We start from the raw sequence: 13,465 nt of genomic DNA, 5'->3' as shown, positions 1-13,465 counted from the left end.
TCCGCGGCCAACTCACAAACAACTGAGCACGCTGCGGTAACAGGTTTGCCGCCAGTTTCATCGCCACGGTCAGCATGGCAGCAATGTGATGCTGACAAAATTTGATGGTTCTAACAGCACGCGATCCAGCCAGCAGCACTCGCTTGATCGCAGGGGATAGTGCGGCTTCCGCCATGGCGCGGCACCCCAATGCCTGAGCTGACCGAGCTGACTATGGCCTGCACCTGCAGCCGCCATAGTCATGCCGCTTAGCTTGAAGTAAGCCGAAAAAAATGCAAATCAGAAAATAAGCCGCTTTTTTAAAAAAATGCGCTTACCCCTAAATTTTTATGGAGCAATCCACTTTGAAACAGAAAATCAAGCTGTCAACTTCTCAGAAAATGACTGAGCAGCCCCCCCACACCACAGCAACAGCGCTGGCCGGCGCCAACCACAACATTGCGGCACCACAGCCGCTGCGTCCGGCCTCGAGCAAGGCCAAGCCCAGCCTGCTCGCCGAGGTCGACACCGTGCCAGTAGCCGCGACTGGCAGCGCTGCCAGCGCAGCGCCAGTCACCGTCGCCGCACCCAATGCACCAGTGTTCCGCCTGCTCGATAACAAAGGCAAGCAAACCGGTCAAATTAAAAATGGCGATCGCACCGACGACGACACGACTATGATGATGGGCAACGCCAAGCCCGGCGACACCATCGCCATCTATGACCATGGCCGCCAGATCGCCAGCGTCAACGTCAAGGCCAACGGTTCCTGGACTTATGTGCCCACGCTCGACGATGGCGCGCACAGCCTTTCCATCGTCGTCAGCGGCCCTGGCCGCGCCACTGGTGCAGCGAGCGAAGCCGTCAGCTTCACCATCGCCACCAAAGAAGCCTCAGCGATTGCGCCACCCGTCTTCGAGATAGTCGACAATCTGGGCCAAGCAATCGAAGCCAACGGCTATGCTGGCTCAAACCAGCCGCAATTGAGCTATACCGATCCAGCACTGGCCAAGCACACTATCAACGTTTATCTTGACGGCAAGCTGATCGGCTCAACCGATGTCGATGAAACCGGCTTCTGGTCTTACTCGCCCAACTTCGAACTCGACGCAGGCCAACACAGCCTCAGCGTGAGCGCCAGTTACGAAGCGCATGTCAGCGCAGCGAGCGCGCCGTTCCTGTTTACCGTTGACATCACGGCACCAAAGCTGCCCGAATTTCATGTCAGCAACGCTGCCAGTGAAGTCATCGCCAATGGCGCGACCATCGACACCCTGCGCCCTACGCTGTCAGGCAGCGGCGAAGCCGGCAACATCATCTATGTCTTCGGCAATAGTGGTGAACTCGGTACTGCTGAGGTCGATCAATTCGGCAACTGGAAGCTTGATCTCGCCACCGATCTTGAGCTCGGTGTCAATGATCTGACCGTGTATGCCATGGATGCTGCCATGAATTCCAGCGCGGCAAACTCGCTGAGCTTTACCATCGTCGACAGCCTCGCAGCTGTCATTGAACCTGTCGTTGAACCTGTCGTTGAACCTGTCGTTGAACCAGTGACAGAGCCGGTCATTGCGCCTGTCACCGAAGCAGTCGTCGTTGCCGGTGCACCGGACAAACCGACATTTTTCGTCTACGACAATGAGGGTGCTTACAGCAATGCTGGTCATTTTGGCATACTCTTTGACGATGGACTGACCGATGACAATACGCCGGAAATTTTTGGCCAAACCGAGGCACCAGCCGGTAGCCTGGTCACCATCTACAACAAGGGCGAGGTAATCGCCATCACCCGTGTTGAGCCCAATGGAAACTGGAACTATAAACAAATCACCGCGCTGGACGATGGCCAATACCAACTGAGCGTCACTATCACCGATCTGGAAAACCGTGTCAGCCCTCACAGTGACATCATGCCCATGACGATAGACACGCAGGCACCAGAGAAATTAAGCGACATCCTCATCACTGATGGCGTCGGCTACCAATACGGCGGAATCGCCCAAAACGCTAGCAGCGACGACGCACGACCAACTTTGTCCGGCCGCGGCACACCTGGCGACATCATATCTATTTTTGAACTCTTTTACCCTAGCACACCTGGCAATGGCACACCTGGCGACATCATATCTATTCCTGGACTCCAGGACCCTGGCACATCTCTCGCCCATGCCAAACCCGGTGCCGATGGTAATCCCTTGCCCAGAAAAGTATTTGTCGCCAATACCGAAGTCGATGCCGATGGCAATTGGTCGGTGCGTGTCGACAAGCTGGCCGATGGCGCACACCGTCTGGTAGCCGAAGCCACCGATGCCGCCGGCAATAACAGCGTACAGAGCGAGGAACTGCATTTCACGACCGACACCACGTATGACGTCCACCCTATCGTGGCAGGCAAACCAAACTTCAACGCCCCCGACTGGTTCGCCAATGGCACCACCAATCTTGTGCGCCCACAATTTTCCGGAACCGGCAAGCCAGGCGAGCAAATCACCCTGATCGGCAATGCCGGTATCGCGCTCGGCACGGCCGAAGTCAATCCGCAAGGCATCTGGTCGCTGACCATCAGCGCCGATCTGCTCTCGGGTGTACAACGCCTGAGTCTGCGCGCCGTCGATGCCGATAACAATGTGACTATCCATGCCAATGCCCTGTCCTTCGTCAGTGACTTTGAAGCACCAGAGCAGCCCTACTTTCAGATCAATGACACCGTTGGCGAGATTCAGGGCGGCTTGCTCGACCACGCGAGCACCGATGATCCGCGTCCACTGCTGAACGGCTTCGGCGAACCGGGCGGGCGCGTTGACATCTATGACAATGGTGATTTCCTCGGGCAAGCCACGGTGACACCCGAACGCGTATGGTCGTTCCAACCGCTGACTGATCTGGCCGATGGCAAACACGATCTCACCATCAGCATCACCGATCTGGCCGGCAATGTCAGCGAGATGAGTCGGCCGCACAGTATCACGATCGACCCAACACCGGCCATCGTCGAACCGGCACCAGTGCTGGACGCAAGCCAAGCCTTCCATGTTGTCAATGCCGCCGGAGTAGAAATACTCAACGCCGACACCAGCACCGTGAAGCAGGTCAATCTGTCGGGCAACGCGATAGCCGGCGCCACCATCTCCATCTATCACAACGGTACCTGGATCGCCTCGGTGCCAGTCGACGCACAAGGCACCTGGTCGCTGCCAAATAATCTACAGCTTGAGGACGGGGCGCACATTTTGTCAGCCAGCGTTACCGCCCCCGGCAGCGCCGTCAGCACCCCGCTCGGCGAACTCGACTTCAATATCAGCGCTAACTTACAAGCTGGTTTTGCCGTAGGCGGCGCGCACATCGATGGCTTCAGTGCGCATCCTACGCTCTCAGGCTACGGCATACGCGGCGACAAAATCACTGTCTACACCCAGGATGGTCAAGCACTGGGCGAAGCCATAGTCGGCCGTGACGGCAGCTGGACGCTGACCACAACGGTCGCCGTGGCACAAGGCTATCAAAGCTTGAGAGTGCGCGCCACCACCGCGGACGGCGAACCGCGCGAGGTTCCTTACCACCATAGTTTTGTGAGTGTCGTGGTCGATACGATCGCGCCGGGCAAATCTAGCATCGCGCTGCAGCCAAGCGATAGTCATGACGGTGATGCCGAGAGCACGCTTAACTCGCGTCCTACCCTTTGGGGTAGCACTACTGAAGGCGCGCCGCGCGATAGCTCGCTGTACACCGCCACCATCTACGATCAGCAGGGTGGCATTCTGGGCCAGAGCGAGGTTGACGGGGATGGTACGTGGTTCTTCCAACCGAGCGCAGATCTGCCAGAAGGCACGCACGCTCTGACCGTAATCATTCGCGATCAAGCCGGCCATGTCAGCGAAATCAGCGATGTGCTGAACTTGAGCATATTGCCGGGCGCAAGCGCGAGCAAACCAATCGAGACGGACGACAGCGCGCTGGTGTCCACCGCCTGGCTGATCAATGGCATGAGCAACACGGCCCGGCCTACCCTGTCCGGCGCTGGCATCAGCGGCGACAAAATTGTCATCTACGACCAAAGTGGCATAGAACTCGGCCGCACCAGCGTCGGCGAGAATCAGCGCTGGACCTTCACGTTCGATCACAACCTGGCTGAAACCAGCCATACGCTGAGCATCGTTGCTCTCGACAGCAACAATGACTACCGCGCCATCGAAGATCTGCTGTTTACCATTGATACCGAGCGGCCGGATCAGCCTTACTTCAGTGTGTCCATCGATGAGGGAGCGGGAGGCAGCGTCGGCGTGCTGAGAGGGGACAGCACCGAAGACCGCCAACCCATCCTGCACGGACGAGAAGGCCGCAGCGGCAATGATGTCCATAGCATGATCATCATGGACAACGGCAAGCAAATCGGCAGCAGCCTGGTTGATCCAGACGGCAGTTGGTCTTTCACGCCGAGCGAAGATCTGAGCCTAGGCTCACACCGCTTCACAGTGATCGCGGTCGATCTGGCTGGCAATCATAGTCTGGCCAGCACGGCCAAAGAGTTCAGCATCGTCGATAGCGATGCCACACAGTCAGCGCGCACCAGTATGGAAAACAGCGAGCAAGATCTGCTGAGCCAACTGTTGCACATGGCCAGTCAGCCCACAGAAGCGCCATCTGACACCGTACTCGCGCAGTCCGATCTGCTGGCTCAAGGCGCTATCGATCTGCTGCCACCGTACCAAGCAGTCGACCACGTTGCGCCAGCCACGGCAGAAATGGCCGCGGCAATGACACATTATCAGTCGATGACACTGATCGATGAGTTGCAGTTACAGCAGGATCTCAGCTTGTCTCTGTAAACCATTGCCGACGTGTTAACAACACCCGGCATGCAACAAGCCGGAGGCGTCAGCGCCTCCGGCACAAATCAGCAACACACCAAGCCGCCTGCCGATGCAGGCGAACTAATACAAGATTTTTATAGGATTTTTATGATGCACTCCACCTTAGCACGCCAACCATGGCGCCCGGTTTCTTCGGTCAGCGTCTTGCTGGCAGCCTTAGTGTTATCCGCCTGCGGCGGCGGCACGGATAGCCCGGCCGTCAATGCCGACGCGCGCAGCGGCTTGATCGGCGCAAGCGATGAACTACACACCGCCTCACCGCAACCAGACGACACGTCCACGCCCGTCATCGCCGCCGACGGCGCGGTACCGGCCTCGGCCCCGGCCGCATCCGCCACACCGAGTTTCACCCGGATCAGTCGCCAGGCACAGCCGCCAGGTCTGAGCTTTATCTCCATGATGCCTAAGCTGCCCAAACCAGGTAACGCCGTAATCATCAATGGCAGCGGTTTTTCCACCGGCATCAAATTATTCTGGGGCGAAACCGAATTGCCGGTGACCTATGTTTCTGGCAACCGCATTACCTCCAAAATACCGGCTAATACACCAGGCGGCACGTTCGCACTGCGCTTGCAGCGCGAAGATGGCGCAACGGTTAACGGCCCCTATGTCGGACCACCGGTAGCACCGAAAGTCAGCGCGATGAGCCATGCCAAGGCTCAGGTCGGACAAGCCGTGCGCATCACCGGCGAGCGCATGTATCTGGTCGAACGCATCAGCATGGGCGAGCAAACCGCAACGATACAAAAACGCAGTAATACGGAAGTGGAATTCCTGGTACCGACCGGCGCCGCCAGCGGCTCGGTCGTCCTGCACCATCGCCGCGACGATGGTATGGGCAGCGCTACCGATTCTTTCTCGGCCGGCATACTCACCGTAGAAAACCTCGCCGCCAGTCTGCAATTAGGCGATATCGATCTGGCGCAAAGCTATATGCACTCGGTTAACCAACCCCAGCTCAGCCCCTATCTGCGGATTGTTCCTGGCCGTGCCATGATGATACGTGTGCGCTTCAAAGAAGGCAGCGTCAACTCAGAAACCAAACCGGACGTACGCCTGACTGTCAAAAAAGGCGATGCATCGAAAGGCACACAACAGCAAATGACCGTGCGCATGAATGGCCCAGCAACCGGCAGCCCTGAAATTCCCGCTCATGGTGCCAGCCTCGAGAGCAGCCACAGCTATGTCATTGCGGCCGAATGGGTGCAACAGGGCTTCGAGTTTTCCATCGAAGCCAAAGACTTGCGCACCCCAGATAAAATCGAACGCTTTGCTTACGTGCCCGCTCCCGGCGTTCTTGGTCTGGCAACGTATAAGAAAGTGCATTTTATCCCACTCAAAAGCAATGGTAATCCGACGATGACAGCGGCGACGATGGAAAACTTGAAAAAGGAAATTCGCCAAGCCTTCCCGCTCAGTGAAATCGATTTTGTCACGGAAAAATCCGACCCTCTCGCCTCGCTGTACGCAGCGCAGCATGATGATGTAAAAGCTGTCTACCGCATCAATCAAATCCGCGAAGCATCGAATCCGAAAAGCTACGATTTGTATTACGGAATTAAGACCAACTACAACATTAGCTCTGGGAGGGCATTCTTTGGCGGCAACGCTGCCGTCGGTGGCCACGGCCGCGGTGTGACGCTGCATGAACTTGGCCATACTATGGGGCTGCACGACCTGTATAACCAAGAGTACTGGTATCCATACACAAATGCCAGCGCAAGCTCACCAGCTGATATGTCTCAGATCACAGCCGCAACACCGCTTTACCCTATCTGGCTGGGGCCAGACGCGTTCATCAGCGCAGCGACTGGGAAAAATAATTATCCTCTGGGACCCACTGGAACCGGTTGGATTATGCGCTCGCTGGATAACTGGCAATTCCAACGCAGCGATGGCGGCGGCCGCGACCTGATGGATAGCGGTTCGAATTTGGATAGTTTTTCCGATTATTCATTTGCCGCGATGTATGCGCATCTGGAACGCACCTCACCGCTTAGCGCCAAGCCAGTTGGACATTCGCAAGAAGTCGTCAGCCCCGTCATTCATGTAACGGGTACCATCGACAGCACGCAATCGCGCAGTCGATTGTCGCCGCTCATGCGCAAACTCGGCACGCCTGACACCTATGCCGTCTCACCCGTCGTGGCGGCCAAAAAGAACGATGTCATGCTGGAAGTGCAAACCAATCAGGGCGTCTACCTGTATCCATTGACGATACAAAAACCGACACATAGCAAAGCCACCGATGATGCGTATTTTTCAGCCACCATTACCGCCATCGACCAGATCAAATCGATACAACTTGTTCGCGGCAACAACAAGCTGGCAACGGTGGGCGCACAAGCCGCGCCGCTGGCAAGAAATGCCCTGCCAGTGCCAGTATTGGCAGGTGCCAAAACAAGCTCATGGGGCAGCTACCACATCGACGGCAAGCAAATGACGCTGAACTGGGATGCCAAACGCTGGCCATGGATGAGCCTGACAAAAATCACCGATCAAGGTATTCAAGCCGTGGCGGTGATGGAAACCGGCGGGGTGTTCCAGACCGAATGGAGCGCCGATGCACGCAGCATGACGATCGGCCTGAGCGACGGTATCAACACTAAAATAGAAGAAGTGCAATTCTGAGCAGCGCCATAAACTGAGGCGTACTTTCGGGCCAATCTTTTCCACCCCGCCTTCTATTTTGAAGTGCGGGGTTTTTTTAGGGGTTCGGCGCGGCCAGTTACCCTGAACTGGCCTTGCCGTTGGCACCCTGTTCCAGCCAGTCGACGAATTGTCCGCCAGCCTTGTAGATACGGAATACTGCCCCATAGCTATCGTAGCGGCTATTGACTTGGTTGACCTGGTTGGCATAATTATCGCTCTCGGCCGAAAGCACGTCGAGCAGGCTGCGCTTACCAAGGTAATACCATTGTTCAAAAAATGCCTTGCGCACGGCGGTGGTTTCTCGCGTCAGGGCAGCATAAGAGCGCTGCCGTTCGGTCTGGGTTTGATTATCTTGATGAGCGGCGCGGACCATGAATTCCTGATCGAGCAAAATCTGCTCGCGCCGCTCGCGACTCGCGCCAGCGCGCAGCTTGGCGGCCGCCACCGAGGCCGAGCTCGCACCACCGTCGAAGCCAACCCAGCTGAGCGTCAGCTTGGTATTCCACGGTTGTGAGCGGCCGTAAACGTCATCGCCGAAAGCCTTGTTAAAAACCCAGTTAAGCTGCGGCTTGGCAGCGGCGCGCAGCGCATCGGCCGAGGCATCAGCGGCAGCGGCTTCATGGCCGGCCTGCAGCACCAGCGGATTGCTGTTGGTCCGCGCCAACACCTCGCTCAGCTGCGGGGCCTGCGGCTCGCTGTCGGCCGGGCCGAGCATTTTGGCATAGTCGGCACCACTGAGCTTGCGTAGATTGAGCTCGGCTTCGCGCACCTTGGTGGCATAATTATCCCGCCCGATTTCGGCTTGCAGCAGCTTGGCTTTCGACTGTATCAGTTCGCTCAGACGACCGCGATCGGCCTTGACGATTTCTTCCATCATGGCCACCAAAGCGCGCATGCGCTCGACATAGGCAACGCTGATATCGGTCAAAATTTGGGCGCGGCGTAGCTCAAGCACGCTACCGGCCACTTCATAGGCCGATTCTTCGAGCGCGCTACGGTAACGTTGGCGCGCCGCGTTTTCGGCGTGGTTACGGCTTTTCTCAGTTTGGTCGATGCGGCCCCAGTCAAATACGGGAATGACGGCACTCATGCTGAGCTGCGCCACGGCATCGGGCATTTCGGCCTCGGGCGAGCCACCGAAGCGGGCCTCGGGACTGGCGGCATTAATTTCTAATTTTGGCCAGCGTTGCCCCTTGACCGCGGCCACATCAGACTGCGCCGCATACCATTCCGCCTGATATTGCCGTATGCTGGGATTATGCAGCATGGCGGTCTGGACTATCGGCACCAAGTGCGGCAAGCCAGAGCGGCCGGCCGGGTCGCCGGCAGCGTCATCACCGACCCAGCGCTCGAGCACAACGGCGAATTCGTCGCCAGCACCGCTGCGCAGCCGGACTGCCGGTTCGCTTGGCAGCGCGTCAGCGCCGTCGGCCGAGGCAAGCTTCTGTCTGGCACTCCCGTGTAATCCGGCGAATGTCGAGTTCGCCGATGGCAGCAGCTCATGCATCATTGTGATGCGGCCATGAGCCGGTTGTAGCAGAAACAACAGCAGACCAGCGCAGCACAGCAGCGGGGGTAGCGCTTGTGGGGGCAGATTTTTTTTCAACATGGTCGAATTACTCATAGCATTTTGTTCTGACGGGTCTATCCGTATCACCGTTCCCGGAACGCTTCGCGGGCTTTCAAAATCGGCTTGAGCAGATAGTCGAGTATCGTCTTCTCGCCAGTGCGAATTTCCACTGTCGCGGTCATGCCGGGAATAATGGGCAGCGATTTGCCGCCGGCTTCCAAGCTGCCGTGCTCAGTCAAGACCAACGCGCGGTAATAGGTTTCATCTTCAGCGCCGGCGACGCGTTGCTCATTATTGAAGGTGTCCGGACTGATGTGTTGTAAAGTACCTTTCAGTCCGCCGTAGACGCCATAGTCGTAGGCGCTGATTTTCACCGTCGCCGCCAAACCAGGTGTCAGGAAAGCAATGTCGCCCGGCTTGATCTTGGCTTCTACCAACAGCTGGTCTTCGAGCGGTATAATTTCCATGATCACTTCGCCAGGCTGGATCACCGCACCCAGACTACTGACCCGCACATTCTTGACGGTGCCACGTACCTGCGCCAGCACGGTGGCCTGGGTCACCATGTCGGCTTGGCCGACCACCCGTTCTTCAGTCTGGTCGAGTTCGGCTTCGGCGCGCCCAAGTTCCGTATTCGCATCGGCCTGAAAGCGGTTGCGTAATTCCGTCATCTGGGTGCGCAAATCATTGGCCTGCCTTTGCATGCGTAAAATTTCCACCTGTGAAATGAGTCCCCGTTCTGCCAGCGGCGTCGTCAACGTCAATTCATTCATCACCAATTCATAACTGTTTTGTACCGCAGCGATGCTTTGTTCCAGCGCCTGGCGGCGCGACTGATAGGACAGTGTTTGCTGCTGCACTACGGCTTTATGTTCCGCCACATCATCCGGAAACTGCAAAGGCTGGCGATACGCTTCGGCTTTGAGGCGCGCAATATCGGCCTTGAGGCTGATTTTTTTTGACAGCCCCTCGCGATAGGCGGCATTGGCGCGAGTCGGATCGATTTTGAGCAGAATCTCGCCCTTCTCGACCACTTGCCCTTCGCGCACTTTGAGATCGACCAGAATACCGCCGTCGACGCTTTGCACCACTTGTTCGCGGCTTTTAGAAATAATTTTAGCATTGCCGCGGGTAACTTCCTCGACCCGTGCAAAATACGCCCAGACCAAGCCAGACAGCATGACCAGCGCGACCAAATAGAGCACCAGGCTGCTGCTGGTCGGCGACTGCGCCATCATGGCATCTTGGATGTCATCGATGAAGGCGGCGTCGCCGGCGCGTAAGCCGGGGCGTTGCTCGGCGCGGCGCGCGGGCTGGCCGAGCGAGAATCTGAATTGACCGCGCCAAGCGCTGAAGGCAGTCCGAAGAGCGGCGATTTGACTGCTAATTTCCATCATGCTGCTTTCTTTGCCGGGGCAGCCAAAGCCGCCAACACTTCAGTCTTGAGTCCATCGGAGACTACCTTGCCATCGTCGATGACGATGATGCGCTCGACCAGCGCCAGCAGCGAGGGCCGATGGGTAACGATGAGCACGGTCTGCCCTTCGATCGAGCGCGCCAGATGCTCCATAAATTTGCTTTCGGTCTGGCTATCCATGGCACTGGTCGGCTCATCGAGCAGCAGCAGTTTGGGGCGACACAGCAGGCAACGCGCCAGCGCTACCAATTGGCGTTGTCCACCCGAGAGCGATTGTCCCATTTCACCGACTGGCAAGTTAATCCCGAGCGGATGTTTTCTGACCATCTGCTCCAGCCCGACCAGTTGCAGTACACGCATGATTTCTGCGGCGCTGGCCCCCGGATGGCCGATCGTGATGTTCTGCCGCAGGGTACCGTAAAACAGGCGACTGTCTTGACCAACATAGCCAACCGCACGGCGCCAGTCGGCCGGATCGACCTGAGCGGCGTCGATGCCGTCACATAACACCTTGCCTTCGACCGGCAAGTACAAACGCGCGATCAGGCGCAACAGCGTCGATTTACCGCTGCCGACGCGACCGAGCATGGCCACCCGTTCACCGCTGCGTATCTGCAAATTAATATCCTGCAAGATGGTCGGGGTGGGCTGGTTGCCTACCGCAGGATAAGCAAATTTCACTTCTTGCAGAGTGATCTGGCCAGTCAACTCTGGTTTGGGCAAATAATCCGTTTGCGGATCGCGGTCAATCGGCATTTCCATCAAGCGGTTCAGCGAAGTCAGAGCTGCCTTGGCTTGCTGAAATCGCACTGCCAGACCAACCACTTGCCCAAGCGGCGCAATGGCGCGGCTGGCCAGCATCACCGAGCCGATCAAGGCACCCTGAGTCAGGCTACCGTCCTTGATCAGATACACCCCAACGACAACCATAATGACGGTTTCAAATTGCTGCATGAAGGTGAAAAAATTGGTCGTCAAAGTCGACAAACGCTTCGATTTCATCGAGGTCGCCGACGACAATGCACTGTAACGCTCCCAACGCTGCTGCATAAAACCTTCGCCGCTGACGGCTTTGAGTGCTTCCATGCCGTCGATGGCTTCAATCAGCACGCCCTGCTTGAGCGAGGATTCCTGTAGATTTTCTTTCATGGCACGCGCCAGCGGCCATTGAATAATGACACTGACGATAATGATAATGGGAATCATCATCAAAGGAATCCAGCCCAACGGCCCACCGATCATAAAGATCACACCGACAAACAGTAAGGTGAAGGGCAGATCGGCAATCGAGGCGAGTGTCGCCGAGGTGGCAAAATCGCGCACCGATTCGAATTCGCGCAATTGGTTGGCAAAGGCACCAGTCGAAGCCGGTTTGTGTTCCATACGCACCGATAGTGCTTGTCGAAATAACATTGAGCCCATGATCAAATCGGCTTTTTTACCCGACAAATCGAGCAGATAGGCCCGTACGAAGCGCGCCAGAAATTCAAACAGCATCGCGCAAGATACGCCGATGGCCAGCGACCACAAGGTCACGAAGGCATTATTAGGCACCACGCGGTCATACACATTCATGGTAAAAAAGGTGCCCGATAAAGCCAGCAGATTGATCAGCAAGGTCGCCAGCGCGGCACTCAGATAGGCGCGCTTATAACGCCACAGGGTGCGCAGCAGCCAGTGGCCGGCTGCTTCCGGTTCGGGTTCACCGGCGCGGCCGTCAGCCATGGCCTGCGGCTTGACCAGAATGGCAAAGCCGGAATACGCTTGGTTCAGTTCGGCAATCGTCATCAGGGCCGGTGCATCGCCGAGTTCTGGCATCCACACGCGCGCCAAGGTTTCCCCCTCATCATTGCTATCAAAGCCGAGCAACATGCAGCCGCCATGATCCTTGCGCAGCAAAACTACCGGCAACAGTAGCGTCGGTAAAGCCAGTACTGCACGCTCGACAATGCCACCGGTCAAACCGGCATTGGCCAATGCTTGCAAGGCCAGCGATGGCGTAAACTTGCGACTTTTCGGCAGACCGGCACACAGCGCGGCTATACTGCGCGACAATTTATAGTGTCCACACAACCACGCCACGCAGCGTAACAAACTGTCGGAATCTGACAGCGCATCATGGTCGGCATGGATGCTCGCCTCGAGTTGTTCACTTGTTTCAAGTTCTGTCGTCGGCGCTTTCGCGCGGTTCAATTCACTCATCATTCTTCCTTACTGCCAGTCGGTACACTACTGACTGGAATTCCGCCAAAGTAAGTACACTGGCGATAACAATTCGCTCGCACCTGCGCCTCAATTGCCTGCACTGGCAGCAACTTTTGAGGGCGGGCGGCGGGATAGTGATGCATCCGGAATCAGGCAAGGCTGCGATGCCGGCATAAAAAAATTCAAGCAAGCAATACATCGCCCGTATCAGACAATCACCGGAGATATCAGCAAGATGGCTATGCGTTTGCTAGAAAATGGCGCAATACATTGAGTATAGGCATAATTATAAAGGAGGCGAATCACACAATCGATATGACAAGTATGAATTGAATTTCAAATTAATAAGACTTGTATCAAAATATTCTCAAACCATTTTTATCCAGCCGATTCGGATCAGAGAAACCGCGCTACAACATCCAACAACTTAATGGATCCTCGCAAGCGACGATGGAAAAGCCTCTGGAAGGGGTTTGCATCCCCTCCCATCGCGTCGCTCCTTCGTCGCTCACCGGCCAAAAGAGGCTGTCGCAAAAGGGTAGTGAGTCGGTATCGTTACCCTGACTGGTGGCCACGTCATTCCTGCGCGCTTTTGGCAGGAACCCAGCGGCGTTCGTGCTTAACTGAAAATGCCAAAAATTGTGGCATTTTCAGTGTGAAAAACGACGCTGGGTTCCCGCCAAAAGCATGCGGGAATGACGAGGCTGTGGCATGCGGGAATGACGAGGCTGTGGCATGCGGGAATGACGAGGCTGTGGCATGCAGGAATGA

At 56.7% G+C, this 13,465-nt stretch carries 5 protein-coding genes; 2 read left to right on the top strand and 3 right to left on the bottom strand.

Annotation, left to right across the window (positions count from 1 at the left end; translation table 11 throughout):
- Positions 1-380: 380 nt before the first annotated feature.
- On the top strand, positions 381-4,805 hold the full coding sequence (locus RHM61_RS11355) for an Ig-like domain-containing protein (RefSeq protein WP_322247426.1): 4,425 nt from the start codon (positions 381-383) through the stop codon (positions 4,803-4,805).
- A 135-nt stretch (positions 4,806-4,940) separates the two neighbouring features.
- The gene (locus RHM61_RS11350; protein WP_322247425.1) at positions 4,941-7,481 is read left to right on the top strand and encodes an IPT/TIG domain-containing protein; all 2,541 of its coding nucleotides are present in this window, start codon (positions 4,941-4,943) and stop codon (positions 7,479-7,481) included.
- A 97-nt stretch (positions 7,482-7,578) separates the two neighbouring features.
- On the opposite strand, the gene RHM61_RS11345 is transcribed toward RHM61_RS11350, so the two are convergent.
- The 3 genes from RHM61_RS11345 to RHM61_RS11335 are packed head-to-tail and all read right to left on the bottom strand — an operon-like array spanning position 7,579 to position 12,691.
- On the bottom strand, positions 7,579-9,126 hold the full coding sequence (locus tag RHM61_RS11345) for a TolC family protein (protein WP_322247424.1): 1,548 nt from the start codon (positions 9,124-9,126) through the stop codon (positions 7,579-7,581).
- 29 nt (positions 9,127-9,155) lie between these two features.
- The gene (locus RHM61_RS11340; protein WP_322247423.1) at positions 9,156-10,469 is read right to left on the bottom strand and encodes an HlyD family type I secretion periplasmic adaptor subunit; all 1,314 of its coding nucleotides are present in this window, start codon (positions 10,467-10,469) and stop codon (positions 9,156-9,158) included.
- Positions 10,466-12,691 (bottom strand): type I secretion system permease/ATPase, encoded by a 2,226-nt coding sequence (locus RHM61_RS11335; protein WP_322247422.1) that lies wholly within the window; start codon positions 12,689-12,691, stop codon positions 10,466-10,468. Before RHM61_RS11335 ends, RHM61_RS11340 begins: the two co-directional genes overlap by 4 nt.
- Positions 12,692-13,465: the final 774 nt, after the last annotated feature.

Origin of the sequence: Undibacterium sp. CCC3.4, from assembly GCF_034347425.1 — a bacterium.
GTDB lineage: Bacteria > Pseudomonadota > Gammaproteobacteria > Burkholderiales > Burkholderiaceae_D > Undibacterium.
Note: the sequence above shows the minus strand (reverse complement) of the source record. Positions and strands in the feature narration are given on the sequence as shown.